At 68.8% G+C, this 14900-nt stretch carries 12 protein-coding genes; 8 read left to right on the plus strand and 4 right to left on the minus strand.

Translation table 11 applies throughout. The annotated features are described in order from the left end of the window. Positions 1 to 79 precede the first annotated feature (79 nt). From ACIO3S_RS15135 to yicI, 4 genes are all read left to right on the plus strand, one after another. Positions 80 to 1405, plus strand: a complete 1326-nt coding sequence (locus ACIO3S_RS15135; protein ID WP_400465020.1) for an extracellular solute-binding protein — start codon at positions 80 to 82, stop codon at positions 1403 to 1405. 3 nt (positions 1406 to 1408) lie between these two features. Beyond that, positions 1409 to 2320, plus strand: coding sequence for a carbohydrate ABC transporter permease (locus ACIO3S_RS15140; protein WP_400465023.1), 912 nt, complete (start codon positions 1409 to 1411; stop codon positions 2318 to 2320). Between the two features lie 79 nt (positions 2321 to 2399). Continuing rightward, complete coding sequence (locus ACIO3S_RS15145; RefSeq protein WP_400465026.1) at positions 2400 to 3236, plus strand: carbohydrate ABC transporter permease; 837 nt, start codon at positions 2400 to 2402, stop codon at positions 3234 to 3236. Positions 3237 to 3249: 13 nt separating this feature from the next. Further along, entirely contained in the window at positions 3250 to 5505 is a 2256-nt protein-coding gene (yicI, locus tag ACIO3S_RS15150) for an alpha-xylosidase (protein ID WP_400465029.1), read from the plus strand. On the opposite strand, the gene catC is transcribed toward yicI, so the two are convergent. From catC to ACIO3S_RS15170, 4 genes are read right to left on the minus strand one after another with little or no spacing between them, the layout of a single operon-like run. Then, complete coding sequence (gene catC / locus ACIO3S_RS15155; RefSeq protein WP_008361945.1) at positions 5506 to 5784, minus strand: muconolactone Delta-isomerase; 279 nt, start codon at positions 5782 to 5784, stop codon at positions 5506 to 5508. It lies immediately after the preceding gene. Continuing rightward, a complete protein-coding gene (catA, locus tag ACIO3S_RS15160; protein WP_400465032.1) occupies positions 5784 to 6659 on the minus strand; it encodes a catechol 1,2-dioxygenase in 876 nt (291 codons plus the stop codon). The genes catC and catA overlap by 1 nt, the downstream gene beginning before the upstream one ends. A 36-nt stretch (positions 6660 to 6695) precedes the next feature. Then, positions 6696 to 7799 (minus strand): mandelate racemase/muconate lactonizing enzyme family protein, encoded by a 1104-nt coding sequence (locus tag ACIO3S_RS15165; RefSeq protein ID WP_400465035.1) that lies wholly within the window; start codon positions 7797 to 7799, stop codon positions 6696 to 6698. Beyond that, complete coding sequence (locus tag ACIO3S_RS15170; protein ID WP_160027542.1) at positions 7796 to 8707, minus strand: LysR substrate-binding domain-containing protein; 912 nt, start codon at positions 8705 to 8707, stop codon at positions 7796 to 7798. Before ACIO3S_RS15170 ends, ACIO3S_RS15165 begins: the two co-directional genes overlap by 4 nt. A 193-nt stretch (positions 8708 to 8900) precedes the next feature. Between ACIO3S_RS15170 and benA the strand changes: the two genes are divergently transcribed. From benA to ACIO3S_RS15190, 4 genes are all read left to right on the plus strand, one after another. After that, a complete protein-coding gene (benA, locus tag ACIO3S_RS15175; RefSeq protein ID WP_400465038.1) occupies positions 8901 to 10268 on the plus strand; it encodes a benzoate 1,2-dioxygenase large subunit in 1368 nt (455 codons plus the stop codon). A gap of 2 nt (positions 10269 to 10270) precedes the next feature. Next, positions 10271 to 10810 (plus strand): benzoate 1,2-dioxygenase small subunit, encoded by a 540-nt coding sequence (benB, locus tag ACIO3S_RS15180; protein WP_400465040.1) that lies wholly within the window; start codon positions 10271 to 10273, stop codon positions 10808 to 10810. A 9-nt stretch (positions 10811 to 10819) separates the two neighbouring features. Continuing rightward, a complete protein-coding gene (gene benC / locus ACIO3S_RS15185; RefSeq protein ID WP_400465043.1) occupies positions 10820 to 13540 on the plus strand; it encodes a benzoate 1,2-dioxygenase electron transfer component BenC in 2721 nt (906 codons plus the stop codon). A 69-nt stretch (positions 13541 to 13609) separates the two neighbouring features. Continuing rightward, on the plus strand, positions 13610 to 14896 hold the full coding sequence (locus ACIO3S_RS15190; protein WP_160027546.1) for an aromatic acid/H+ symport family MFS transporter: 1287 nt from the start codon (positions 13610 to 13612) through the stop codon (positions 14894 to 14896). Positions 14897 to 14900: the final 4 nt, after the last annotated feature.

Raw genomic sequence — 14900 nt, forward strand, 5'->3', positions numbered from 1 at the left:
ACACTCGCCGCTCCATTATGTTCACGTCAAGGACAAATGCTGGCGGTGCACCGAGGCACGCCAGAGGAGGAGGTACGCCATGCGCAGCACGAGACTTGCGCTCGGTGCGGCCGTGCTGGCCGGGACACTGGTCATGAGCGCCTGCAGCAACTCGGGCGGCAGCACGAGCAGCGACGACGTCGACACCACGGTGGACGGCAAGGGCCACACGCTCACCCTGTGGCACTACGAGAACGAGACCAGCGCGATGGGTGTGGCCTGGAAGGCCGCGATCGAGGAGTTCGAGAAGGAGACCGGCGCGAAGGTCGAGTTCGAGGCCAAGTCCTTCGAGCAGATCCGCACCACGGCCAGCCAGGTGCTCAACTCCGACAAGGCGCCCGACGTCATGGAATACAACAAGGGCAACGCGACCGCCGGCCTGCTCGCCAGCCAGGGGCTGCTGACCAACCTCGACGGCGCCGTCAAGGCCTACAAGTGGGACGACAAGCTCGCCCCGAGCCTGCAGACCACCGCCACCTACGACAGCAAGGGCGTCATGGGCTCGGGCGGCTACTACGGCATCCCGAACTACGGCGAGTACGTCGAGTTCTACTACAACGAGGACCTCTTCAAGAAGAACGGCGTGAAGGTGCCGACCACCTTCGAGGAGGTCGAGCAGGCGATGGCCGCGTTCAAGGCCAAGGGCATCACGCCGCTGGCCGAGTCGGCCGCGGAATACCCGCTCGGCCAGCTCTGGTATCAGCTCGCCCTGATGAAGGCCGACCGCGACTGGGTCGACGCCTATCAGACCTACACCGACGAGGTCGACTTCTCCGGCCCCGAGATCAGCTACGCCACCGAGACCATCAGGGACTGGACGGCGAAGGGCTATATCTCCAAGAGCGCCACCGGTCTCAAGGCCGAGGACGCCGGGGTCAGTTTCATCAACGGCAAGGCGCCGATGTTCTTCTCCGGCAGCTGGTGGTACGGCCGGTTCGTCGAGGAGGCGAAGTTCGACTGGAGCACCGGGCTCTTCCCCGGCGCGAAGATGTCGCCCGGCTCCTCCGGCAACCTGTGGGTCGTGCCGACCAAGGCGAAGGAGAAGGACCTCGCCTACAAGTTCATCGACATCACCATGAGCCCGAAGATCCAGAACCTGATGGGCAACCACGGCGGCGTACCGGTGGCCTCCGACCCCGAGGCGATCACCGACGAGAAGAGCAAGCAGCTCATCGCCAACTTCAACACTTTGACCGACCAGGACGGGCTGGCCTTCTACCCGGACTGGCCGACCCCGACGTTCTATGACGAGCTCAACGCGGGCCTGCAAGAGGTGCTCAACGGCACCAAGGACCCGGACCAGGTCAATAAGGAGCTCGGCGGGCTCTACCAGGACGGCGTCGACAGCATCACCGGCGGATCCTGACCGGTGAGCACCACGAAGGTCCAGCAGCCGGCGGGCTACTGGTGGTATCTCCTGCCGGGGCTGCTGCTGGTGACAGCGATCGTGATCATCCCGCTGGGCATGAACATCTACTACAGCTTCACCTCCTACCGCGGCATCCTTCCGCCGCAGTGGATCGGGCTGGAGAACTGGCGGCAGCTCTTCGCCGACGCCAAGTTCTGGACGTCGTTCCGCAACAGCATCGCCATGATCGTGGCAATGGTGGTGGTGCCGACGCTGCTGGGCCTGCTCATCGCCTCGGTGCTGTTCGACCTGGTCGGGAAGCGGTTCGGCGGGCGGGTGGCAAGCTTCCTGCGGGCCACCTACTACATCCCTCAGATCATCCCGATCGTCGTCGCGGCCATCGTCATCGGCTGGATCGCGCGCCCCGACGACGGTGCCCTCAACTCGGTCCTGGGCACCGTCGGCCTCGACGGCGCCAAGCAGAACTGGCTCGGCGACCCGACCTGGGCGCTGCCCACGATCATGGCGGTGCTGATCTGGGTACAGGTCGGCTATCCGGTGGTGGTCTTCATGGCGGCGCTCGCGCGGGTCGACCCCGAGCTCTACGAGGCGGCCGAGCTCGATGGGGCCAACTGGTGGCATCGCTTCCGCGCGATCACGATCGCGGTGATCCGTCCGGAGATCTTCGTGGTCGCCCTGACCTGCACGATCGCGGCGCTGAAGGTCTTCGCCCCGGTCTACGCGCTGACCCGTGGCGGTCCGGGCACCTCGACGACCGTGCCGAGCTACTACGCCTACAGCGAGTTCTTCCAGCGTACGCAGGTGGGCTACGGCGCCACGATCGCGACCGCGTTGACCGTGGTGATCGTCGTCGTGGCCCTGGTCTTCCTGATCGCCCAGCGCCGGGTCGAACAGGCCGAGGAGGCCCGATGAGCGAGCGTCAGCGAGTGATCATCCGATCTTTCATCGGGCCGCGTCCGTACTCCGGCGCTTGCGCTACGGGGGTGGCCCGATGAGCATGTCGAGAAAACGCCGGCCGCTGGACTGGGTGCTGCTGGGCGGCGCCGTGCTGGGGGCGCTGGTCGTGGTGGCCCCGCTGCTGCTGATCCTGCTCAACTCGTTCAAGTCTCCCGGCGACTACAACCAGGGTGGTCCGCTGCAGCTGCCGTCGCATCTCTACTTCGACGGCCTGGCCAGGTTCTGGGAGGCCTCCGACTTCCCCGTGAAGCTGTGGAACAGCATCTTCATCTCCGCCATGGTGTCGGTGCTCGGGGTGCTGGTCTCGCTCTTCAACGCCTACGCCCTCGGCATCGGCCGGGCGCGTGGCCGGATTCCGCTGCTGGTGGTGTTCCTGCTGGCCAACATGCTGCCGCAGGAGGCGCTCCTCTACCCGCTCTACAACATGTCGAAGGCGGTCGGGCTCTACGACAGCCAGTGGTCGGTGATCATCATCTTCACCGTCATCCAGAGCGCGTTCGGCACCTACCTGCTCACCAGCGTCTACAGCGGGTTTCCTCGTGAGCTGCTGGAGGCGGCCGCGATGGACGGCGCCGGCCGGTGGCGCACGCTGTGGCAGGTGGTCGTCCCGGTCTCCTGGCAGACGCTCTCGGTGCTGCTGATCTTCTTCTTCATCTGGACCTGGAACGAGTTCCTGATCCCGACGACCTTCCTGGTCAGCAACGACAAGCAGACGGTGCCACTCGCGGTGGCCGCGCTCCAGGGCGAGAAGCTGATGGACGTCACCACCACGAGCGCCGCGGCCCTGCTCGGCCTGATCCCCACTCTCGTCTTCTTCCTCATCTTCCAGCGCACGCTCACCCGCGGTGTCACCGCAGGTGCGGTCAAATGAGAAAGGCTCGCTCGTGAAGTTCACCGACGGTTTCTGGCGTCCCCTGCCCGGCGTCGAGATGCTCTATGCCAGAGAGGCCTACGACGTCGAGGCGACCGAGGACACCCTGGTCGTCACCGCACCGACGAAGGTCATCGAGTCGCGCGGGGACACGCTCAACCGCCCCACGCTGACGGTCACCCTCAGCTCACCGCTGGAAGGGGTCATCGGCGTACGCATCGAGCACCTGCGCGGGGCCCGCAAGCCTCGCGGGTTCGACCTGCTCGGCGCCGAGGAGGGTGCGGCGGAGGTCAGCACCAGCGAGGCGGGCGGGGTGCTGCGCAGCGGTCCGCTGCAGGCCACCGTCACCGCCGGGGCGCCCTGGGAGCTCCGGTTCGAGGCGGAGGGCAGGGTGCTGACCCGCAGCGGCGAGCGCTCGGTCGGCTATGCCGTCACCGCAGGGGAGACGTACGTCCACGAGCAGCTGGCCCTCGGCGTCGGCGAGCTCGTCTACGGGCTCGGTGAGCGGTTCGGCCCGTTGGTCAAGAACGGACAGACCGTGGACGTGTGGAACGCCGACGGCGGCACCTCCAGCGACCTGGCCTACAAGAACGTGCCGTTCTACCTCACCAACCGCGGCTACGGGGTGCTGGTCAACCACACCGGCAAGGTCTCCTTCGAGGTCGGCAGCGAGTCGGTCGAGCAGGTGCAGTTCTCCGTGCCGGGCGAGAGCCTGGACTACTTCATCATCTACGGCCCGACGCCGGCGGAGATCCTCGAGCGCTACACCGCGCTCGTCGGGCGGCCTGCGCAGGTCCCGGCGTGGAGCTACGGGCTGTGGCTCTCCACCAGCTTCACCACCGACTACGACGAGGACACGGTCACCGGGTTCTTGGACGCGATGGCGAAGCGCCGGCTGCCGCTGTCGGTCTTCCACTTCGACTGCTTCTGGATGCGTGAGTTCAACTGGTGCGACTTCGAGTGGGACCCGCGTACGTTCCCCGACCCCGAGGGCATGCTCGACCGGCTGCACACCGAGCGTGACCTGCGGGTCTGCGTCTGGATCAACCCCTACATCGCGCAGCGGTCACCGCTCTTCGACGAGGCCGCTGGCCTGGGGTATCTCCTGCGGAAGCCGTGCGGTGAGGTCTGGCAGTGGGACATGTGGCAGGCCGGGATGGGCCTGGTCGACTTCACCAACCCCGATGCCACCGAATGGTTCAAGTCGAAGCTGCGCCGGCTGGTCGGTCAGGGAGTCGACTGCTTCAAGACCGACTTCGGCGAGCGGATCCCGACCGACGTCGTCTACCACGACGGCTCCGACCCCGTGCAGATGCACAACTGGTACACCCAGCTCTACAACCAGGCCGTCCACGACGTCCTGGTCGAGCGGCGCGGCGAGGGCGAGGCGCTGCTCTTCGCCCGCTCCGCCACCGTCGGTGGTCAGCGGCTGCCGGTGCACTGGGGCGGCGACTCGACCTCGACCTACGAGTCGATGGCCGAGACGCTGCGCGGCGGGCTCTCCCTGGCGATGAGCGGGTTCGGCTTCTGGAGCCATGACATCGGCGGGTTCGAGGGCACGCCGGACGCCGGGGTGTTCAAGCGCTGGACCGCGTTCGGGCTGCTCTCCAGCCACTCCCGGCTGCATGGCAGCGGCTCGTACCGGGTGCCGTGGACCTTCGACGAGGACCCGGTGACCGGCACCGTCGATGAGTCGCCGCAGAGCGCGGTCGCGGTGACCCGACGGTTCACCGGGCTCAAGCTCTCCCTGATGCCCTACCTGTACGCCGCCGGCCTGGCCGCGAGCTTGCGGGGTGTCCCGATGATGCGGCCGCTGGCGCTGGCCTTCCCCGACGATCCGGGGGCCGCGTACGTCGACCGGGAGTATCTGCTCGGTCCGGACCTCCTCGTCGCGCCGGTGTTCTCACCCGACGGCTCCGTCGACGTCTACCTGCCACCGGGGCGGTGGACCGACTGGTGGACCGGCCGGGTGGTCGAGGGCGGTGGCTGGCGCCGCGAGCAGCACGACTTCGACACCCTCCCGCTCTACGTACGCTCCGGGGCGGTCGTGCCGGTCGGCACCCGCACCGACCGGCCCGACTACGACTACCTCGACGGCCTCGAGCTGCGGGTATTCCCCGGACTCGAGGCCGGCGAGCGGCGCGTGGTCGAGGTGGTCACCCCGGACGGGGCCTCGGCGACGTACGAGGTGGTGATGGGGACCGACGGGCATCCCGAGGTGACGACAAGCGCGACCGCTCCGTGGCGGGTGGAGACGGTGGGGGAGTAGTCAGTCGACCTTGGACGGGTGCTTGGCCAGCGGGGTGACCTGGACGTCCATGTAGGGGAACAGCGGCAGGCCGGAGAGGATCTGGTGGAGCTCGTCGTGGGACTCGACGTCGAAGACCGAGAAGTTGGCGTACTCCCCGGCGATCCGCCACAGGTGCGGCCACTTCCCGGCGCGCTGGAGCTCCTGGGCGTAGGCCTTCTCACGGGCGATCGTGTCGTCGCGGACGTCCGGATCCAGGTCGTGCGGGATCCGGACGTCCATGCGTACGTGATAGAGCATCAGCCGCGAACCGGGTCGAGCACGAAGCCGTAGTCGACGCTCACCGAGCCGTCCCCGTTGGCGACGGGCGCGAGCACGAGCTCGGGCTTGACCGCCGAGGCGATGTCGTCGTCGTTGTGCTCGTCTCCGGGGAAGTAGAGCTGCGCGGTGAGCAGCTCGTGACCCGGAGCCGACACCTTGACGTGCAGGTGCGCGGGGCGCCAGGCGTGCCAGCCGGCGGCGGCGATGAGCTTGCCGCAGGAGCCGTCGGTCGGGATCTGGTAGGGCGCCGGCTGGATCGTGTGGATCTCGAAGGCGCCGTCGCCCCCGACGGTGAAGCTGCCACGCAGGTTCCACTCCGGGATGCCGGGCGCGAACTGCGAGTAGAAGCCGTCGGCGTCGGCGTGCCACAGCTCGACCTTGGCGCCGTCGAGCGGGGTGCCGTCGGTGGAGGTGATGGTGCCGGTCCAGGTCAGCGGGGTGCCGGCCTCGCCGTCGCGCATCGGGATGGTGCCGTTCGCGCCCTGCTCCGGGGCCGCCGGGACGTAGTAGGGGCCCTCGATGGTGCCCTTGTTGCCCTCGCGGTGCTCGGTGGCGACCTTCTCGACCTCGTGCTCGACCCAGACGTCGAGGAAGAGCGGCCACTCGCCGTCCTTGCCGACCTGGATCAGCCACGCCTTGAGCGCGTTGTACTCGTCGTAGCTGACCTTCTCCTCGCGGATCGTGTCGTAGACGGCGTTGAGCACGCGCTTGGCCAGCCGGTCGACGCGCTCCGGCGGGGTGTCCTTGACGGCGTCGAAGGGCGACTTGTCGGCAGCGAAGCGCTCGGTGGCGGAGGCGCCCGAGGCGGCCGCGGTCGCGGACTCGGCGGACTCGAGGGTCTGGTCGGTGGTCATGGGTGTGTCCTCTCGTGTTGCGGTGGGGTCAGGTGTTCAGTTGTCGGTGCGGTAGCGATCCAGCTTCTCCGGATCGATCTCGACCCCGAGGCCGGCACCAGGACGTACGACGAGCTCGCCGTCGCGGATCTCGAGCGGCTCGGTGAGCAGGTCATCGGCCATGTCGAGGAAGTTGGAGAGCTCACCGGCGCGGCGGGAGGTGAGCCGGTGAGCCGCGCCGAAGGCGATCGAGCAGGCGCTGCCGAGCTGGCCGTCGATCTGGTTGCCCATCACGACCTCCAGCCCGAGGCCTTCGGCGAGATGGAGCACCTGCTGTGACCCGGTGAAGCCGGTGCGCGCGGTCTTGATGCTGATCGCGGTGGCGGAGCCACCGAGCACCTCGCGGGTGACGTCGGCCGCGGTCGGCACGGACTCGTCGGCGATGAACGGCACGTCGAGCTGGCTGACCAGCCAGCGTCGCCCGAGCACGTCATCGGCCGGGTTGAGCTCCTCGGCGAAGAGCAGGTCCAGGTCGGCCATCTGTTTCATCGCGCGGGCGGACTCGGCCGCGGTCCAGCCGCGGTTGCCGTCGACGTACAGCTCGATCTCGGCGCCGAACCGCTCGCGCAGCGCCCGGACCACGGCGGTGTCGAGCTCGATGGGGGAGCGACCGACCTTCACCTTGAACGTCGAGATCCCGTACGTCTCCCGCATCCGCTCCGCCTCGGCGACCATCGCCTCGGGCCCGTCGAAACCGAGCATGTGGGAGACCCGCATCCGGTCGGTGAAGGCACCGAGCAGGTCGACGACCCGCAGATCCAGGGTCTTGCCGAGGGCGTCCCACATGGCCATGTCGACGGCGGCCTTCGCGGTCGGGTTGCCGACGGTGCGCTCCATCAGGACACGGGCGGTCTCGCGCTCGAGCAGGGTCAGCCCGGCGAGCTGCGGGGCGAAGAGCTGGTCGATGACGGCGATGATCCCGGCCTGCGTCTCGCCATAGGTGAACGGCCGCGGCGGCGCCTCGGCGACACCCACGACCCCGTCGTCGGTGTGCACCCGGACGAGCACGTGCTGGGCGGTGTGGACCTCGCCGGAGGCGAAGCGCAGCGGCTTGCGGTAGGGGATGGCGAACGGGATCGCCTCGACCTTGGTGATCTTCATGATCGGGGAGCTTCCAGACGGGGTGCGGTGAACAGGTCGGCTGCCTCGAGGATCTCGATGACGGCGTCGACGACGGGGTTGTCGTCGTCGGTGCGGTAGGCGAGGGAGAGCTCGACGCTGCCCGCGTCGAGCAGGTCGCGGAAGACCACGCCCTCCAGCGGAAGGGCCCGGACCGAGGCCGGGAGGACCGCGACGCCGAGGCCCGCGGCGACCAGCGCCAGCAGGACAGCGGTGCTGGGCGCCTCGTGCTCGCGGCGCGGCACGAAGCCTGCCTCGCGACAGCTGCGCAGGACCGCCTCGTTGACCGCCGAGTCGCGGGCGCTGTAGGCCACGAACGGCTCGGTGCGCAGGTCGGCCAGGGCTACGACGGGCTCGACGGCGAGCCGGTGGTCGACGGGGATGGCGAGCGCGAGCGGCTCGACCTCGAGGGTACGCAGGGTCAGTCCCTCGCCGGTGGCGGGCGGCCGCAGTACGCCGAGGTCGAGGGCCCCGCTCTGCAGCCGCTCGCACTGGGCCGGCGTGAGCAGGTCGGCGTGGATCTCGAGCGCCACCTCGGGCAGCTCGCGCTTGACCACCCGGGCGATGCCCGGCAGGTGCGAGAACGAGGCGGTGCCGGTTAGTCCCAGGCGGACCAGGCCGTGGCGGCCGGCCCCGATGCGGCGTACGCCTCGGACGCTGTCGTCGACGGCGGCCAGGACCCGCGCGGCCTCGGTGCGCAGGAACTCGCCGGCCGGGGTGAGGGAGACCTGCCGGGTCGTCCGGGTGAACAGGGTGACGTCGAGCTCGGACTCGAGCTGGCGGATCGCCTGGGAGAGCGCCGGCTGGGCGATGTGCAGCTGTGCCGCGGCCTGCCCGAAGTGGCAGGTCTCGGCGACCGCGGCGAAATACCGCAGGTGGCGTAGCTCCATGAAGCGCTCCTCACGAGGTGGTGATGACCGCCACACTAGGACCGCGATAGATAAACAACAAGGACGAAACTGACGCCTATTGATCGATTTGAATGATCAATGGGTGCCTAGGTCGGGACTGGGCATTCGCCTGGTGTGACGGTCGCCACGTCTTGCGAAGGTGTGGGGACCGTCACCCGTTGGAGGCATCACCATGACCGCACCGCTCACCGAGAGCCTGGGCCACATCGAGAACGTCCTGTCGGACGCCGTGGTCGAGGACCGCGAGGCCGGGATCTACCGCGCCAACCGCCGAATCTTCACCGACGAGGAGGTCTTCGAGCTGGAGATGAAGCACATCTTCGAGGGCAACTGGATCTACCTCGCCCACGAGAGCCAGGTGCCCAACCCCGGCGACTACTTCACCACCTACATCGGGCGGCAGCCGGTGATGATCACCCGCGACAAGGACGGCGAGCTGCACTGCATGATCAACGCCTGCGCCCACCGTGGCGCGATGCTGTGCCGGCGCAAGACCGACAACCGGATGACCCTGACCTGTCCGTTCCACGGCTGGACGTTCCGCAACGACGGCACCCTGCTCAAGGTCAAGGACCCCGACGACGCGGGCTACCCGGAGAGCTTCAACACGCAAGGCTCGCAAAACCTGACCCACGTGGCCCGCTTCGACAGCTACCGCGGCTTCCTGTTCGGCTCGCTCAACGAGGACGTACTGCCGCTCGAGGAGCACCTCGGTGACACCGTCAAGGTGATCGACATGCTCGTCGACCAGTCGCCCGAGGGGCTCGAGGTGCTGCGCGGATCCTCGACCTACACCTACGACGGCAACTGGAAGGTCCAGGCGGAGAACGGCGCCGACGGCTACCACGTCACCGCCACCCACTGGAACTACGCGGCCACGACCTCGCGTCGCAACACCGGCGAGTCGAAGAACACGACCAAAACCGTCGACGCGGGCAGCTGGGGCAAGGCGGGTGGCGGCTACTGGTCCTACCCGAACGGCCACCTGTGCCTGTGGACCTGGGCCGCCAACCCCGCCGACCGGCCGCTGTGGGACCAGATGGACACGCTCAAGGAGAAGTTCGGCGAGGCCAAGGGCGAGTTCATGGTCAAGGGCTCCCGCAACCTGCTGCTCTACCCGAACGTGTACCTGATGGACCAGTTCTCGACCCAGATCCGGCACTTCCGCCCGATCTCGGTCGACCAGACCGAGGTCACCATCTACTGCATCGCGCCGAAGGGCGAGAGCCCGGAGTCACGCGCCTGGCGGATCCGGCAGTACGAGGACTTCTTCAACGCCTCCGGCATGGCCACGCCCGACGACCTGGAGGAGTTCCGCTCCTGCTTCCTCACCTACCAGGCCTCCGCCGCTCCGTGGAACGACATGAGCCGTGGCGCCGAGCACTGGCTCACCGGCCCCGACGAGGTCGCCGAGGCGCTGGACATGCCGGGTGTGATCTCGGCCGGCGCGAAGAACGAGGACGAGGGTCTCTACCCGGTCATGCACGCGCAGTGGACCGAGCAGATGCGCGCGGCCATCGCGAACGAGAAGGGCAACTGACCATGACGCTCACCCAGAACGCCCCGGCCGGGGCGAAGCTCGTCACCCCCAAGCTCATTACGCACAGCATGATCGAGCAGTTCCTCTACCGCGAGGCGCGCTTCCTCGACGACCGCGAGTTCGAGAAGTGGCTCGAGTGCTACGCCGACGATGTCGTCTACTGGATGCCCTGCTGGGACGACGCGGACCTCCTCACCGAGGACCCGCAGACCGAGATGTCGCTCATCTACTACCCCAACAAGGGTGGTCTGGAGGACCGGGTCTTCCGGATCCGTACGGAGCGGTCCTCGGCCACCTCCCTGCCCGAGCCGCGTACGTCGCACAACATCAGCAACGTCGAGGTGATCGAGCGCCGCGGCGACCTGGTCGACGTGCGCTTCAACTGGCACACCATGTACTTCCGCTACAAGACCGTCGACCCCTACTACGGCACGTCGTTCTACACCATCGACTTTTCCGGCGAGCAGCCGCTGATCCGCCGCAAGACCGTGGTGCTGAAGAACGACTACATCCACCACGTCGTCGACATCTACCACGTCTGAGGCACCGCGATGACTGCAACACAGACCGAGCCGAGCACCGGGGTCGCGACCCACCAGGTGGCGCTCTCCTTCGAGGACGGGGTGACCCGGTTCATCACCGTGCGTGAGGACCAGACCGTCGCCGACGCGTCCTACCGGCAGCGGATCAACATCCCGCTGGACTGCCGCGACGGCGCATGCGGGACGTGCAAGGCGCTGTGCGAGTCGGGGGAGTACGACGGCGGCACCTACATCGAGGACGCGCTCTCCGAGGCGGAGGCCGCCGAGGGGTACGCCCTGCCGTGCTCGATGAAGCCACGCTCGGACCTCGCGCTGCAGATCGCCACCACTTCCGAGGTCGCCAAGACCGGCGCCGCGAGCTACACCGGCACCGTCGTCGGCCTGGACCGGCTGAGCCCGACCACGGTCGAGCTCGCGATCGACATCCCCAACCGCGGCGAGCTGGCCTTCCTGCCGGGTCAGTACGTCAACATCGCGGTGCCCGGCACCGAGGTGACCCGGTCGTACTCCTTCGCGAACGCCCCGCACGAGGAGCGGCTCGTCTTCCTGGTCAAGCTCACCCCGGGCGGCGCGATGTCGACCTGGCTGACCGAGCGGGCCGCCGTCGGTGACGAGGTCACCTTCACCGGACCGAACGGCTCCTTCTTCCTGCGCGAGGCGCGCCGGCCGGTGCTGATGTTGGCCGGTGGCACCGGGCTCGCGCCCGTGCTCTCGATGCTGCGTCAGCTCGACGTCGACGGCTGCGACCGAGGCGGCCGACTGGTCTACGGCGTCAGCACCGACGACGACCTGGTCAAGCTCGACGAGGTCGAGGAGCTGGTCTCGCGGCTGCCCGGGTTCACCTGGGACCACTGCGTCTCCGACCCCGCTTCGACCGCCGCCAACAAGGGCTACGTGATGAGCCTGATCGGCGACGAGGACCTGCACGACGGCGACGTCGCGATCTACCTGTGCGGCCCGCCGCCGATGGTCGAGGCGGTGCGTACGCATGTCGCCGGTGCCGGCATCGAGCCCACCGGGTTCTACTACGAGAAGTTCGCCCTCGCGGTGCCGGCCGATGCCGAGGCGTCAGCCCCGTCGGCCGAAGCGTCATCCCCGTCGGCCGAAGCGTCACCCGCGTCGGCCGAAGCGTCACCCGTGCGCGTCGAGCTGGAGACCCACCCGGAGGCGCGGGCGATCGCGGGGCAGCAGATGCTTCCAGCGCTTGACCTCGGACCCGCCGGATCGGCCGCCACGACGCGTGACGACGGAGATGTCGTACGCTGCATCGCGGGTCAGCTGGTCGCGCCGGCCGCGCTCGACGGAGCCGTCGGTGCGGTCGTCGAGGATAACGGCCTGACGGTGACCGCGGATGCCCGCCGTATTGGTGGCCAGAAGGTGTTCCCGGCCGGCGATGACCTCTCGGCCGACGTACCTGACGCCTCGGCCGACGCGGGCGACGTCTCGACCACAGCGGACGGCTACACGATCGGGGAGGAGCACCCGGACATCTCCGCGTCCGACGCCATCTTCGAGGCCCGGGCGGCGCTGGAGGTGGGGGCGCTCGACCTGACCATCGGGCGGCTCGACTCCCAGCAGCTGGCCGGTTACCGTCTGCTCGCCGAGTCCACTCTCCCGTACGTCGAGGGCGACCGGTTCCTCGACGCCCACGGCTACACCGAGTCGAACGCGGCCTTCCACGACTACCTGTTCACCCTCACCGGCAACAGCCACCTGCTGGCCGCCTACCAGGCGCTCGGGGTCAAGGGCCGGATGGAGGACGTGCTGCGTAACGCCACCTGGTGCCACCCGCAGTGCACCCAGGACCACCTCGACATCGTCGAGGCCTTCGAGCGCGGCGACCGGCTGGCCGCCCGCGACCTGATCAAGGCCCACAGCGAGCGGTCCCAGGAGACGATGCGGCGCGCGATGGCCGAGTCGGCCGCCGCGAGCAGGCCGCGGTTCATCACGCCGGGCCGGTTCGCCGGGCAGGTCGTGGTGGTCACCGGGGCCGCCCAGGGCATCGGCGCCCAAGTGGCTCGCCGGGTGGCCGCCGAGGGCGGAAAGGTCGTCCTCGCCGACCGCTCGCCGCTGGTGGCCGAGGTCGCCACCGACCTCACCAGCCAAGGCGCACAAGCGACCGCGGTCGAGTGCGACCTCGAGCACTACGACGGCGCGGCCGCGCTGGTGGAGCGGGCTGTGGAGACGTACGGCCGGATCGACGTGCTGATCAACAACGTCGGCGGCGCGATCAACTTCAAGCCGTTCACCGAGTTCACGCCTGCGCAGATCGACGCCGAGATCACCCGGTCGCTGATGACCACGCTGTACGCCTGCCGGGCCGCCCTGCCGGGCATGGTCGAGCGTGGGCACGGCGTCATCGTCAACGTCTCCTCGGCCGCGACCCGCGGCATCCACCGGATCCCGTACTCGGCGGCGAAGGGTGGGATCAACGCGATCACCGCCTCGCTCGCCCTGGAGTACGCCGGCGATGGCATCCGGGTCGTCGCGACCGCTCCGGGCGGCACCGAAGCGCCGCCGCGCCGGATCTCCCGGGGCACACCAACGCCGCAGACCGACAACGAGAAGGCCTGGTTCCAGGCCCATATCGACCAGACCCTCGAGACCTCACTGATGCACCGCTACGGCACGCTCGACGAGCAGGCCGCCGCGATCTGCTTCCTCGCCTCCGAGGAAGCCTCCTACATCACCGGCACGGTCCTTCCCGTCGCCGGCGGTGACCTCGGCTGAGCCACCAGGTCCTCTCTCGGGGCCGTCCCTCCCTTCGCGAGCACGCTCGCGTCACCCATGGAGACACCCATGTCCGAAAACACCGATGAAATCACTCGGGCCAAGACCGCGCGCCAGCTCGCCTGGGTCGTCGCGCTCTCCGCACTGGCCCTGATGTTCGACGGCTACGACCTCGTGGTCTACGGCACGGTGCTGCCGACCCTGATGTCAGATCCTTCCCAGATCGGGCAGCTCTCCGCGGGCCAGGCGGGCACGCTCGGCAGCTATGCGCTGGTCGGGGTGCTCGTCGGCGCACTGAGCGCCGGCGCGGTCAGCGACCGGATCGGCCGCCGGAAGGTCGTGCTCGCCAGCATCACCTGGTTCTCGCTCGGGATGGCCGCGACCGCGTTCGCCCAGTCGATCGCCGTCTTCGGCATCCTGCGCTTCCTCACCGGCCTCGGCCTGGGCGCGATCCTGGCGACCGTCGGTGCCCTGGTCGCCGAGTTCGCGCCGCCGGAGCGGAAGAACCGCCTCAACGCGATCGTCTACAGCGGCATCCCCGCCGGCGGCGTGGCCGCCTCCGTGATGGCGCTCATCATCGATCCGAGCGGCTCCAACTGGCGGATCCTGATGGCGATCGGCGCCGCCCCGCTGGTGCTCCTGCTGCCCTTCGCCATCGCCAAGCTGCCCGAGTCGCAGCTGTGGCTCGACTCCCGCGGCCGGGTCGCGGCGACCAGCACCGCCCAGGAGGCGGTCGGCTTCAGCGCCCTGGCGCGCCGCCCGCTCGCGTTCCCGACCGCCGTGCTCGGCCTGATGAGCTTCTCCGGGCTGCTGCTGACCTACGGCCTGAACACCTGGCTGCCGAAGATCATGGAGGACAACGGCTACGGCAAGGCGTACGCGCTCACCTTCCTGCTGGTGCTCAACGGCGGTGCCATCCTCGGTGGCCTTCTCGCCTCGTACGTCGCCGACCGCACCGGGGCCAAGAAGGTGGTCTCGACGACCTTCGTGCTCGCCGGCCTGATGCTGTTGCTGCTGCCCCTCGGGCTGCCGCTCACCATCCTGTTCCCGGCCGTCGCGATCGCCGGGGTCGGCACGATCGGTACGCAGGTGCTGATCTACGGGCTCGTCGCCAACTACTACCCGACCCGGGCCCGCGGCGCGGGCGTCGCCTGGTGTGCCGGGTTCGGCCGGCTGGGCGGCATCGTCGGACCGATCATCGGCGGGGCGCTGGTCGCCGCCGGAGTGGGCGGCACCACCGCCTTCCAGATCTTCGCCGGCGTCGCGGTGCTCGGTGCCCTCGTGACCGTGGCGGTGCCGCGGTCCCCGGAAGAGACCGTCGTGAGCGTCACGCTCGACGACGGCGTACCGGCCTGAAGGG

This window comes from Nocardioides sp. NPDC087217 (assembly GCF_044744805.1).
Taxonomy (GTDB): Bacteria; Actinomycetota; Actinomycetes; order Propionibacteriales; family Nocardioidaceae; genus Nocardioides.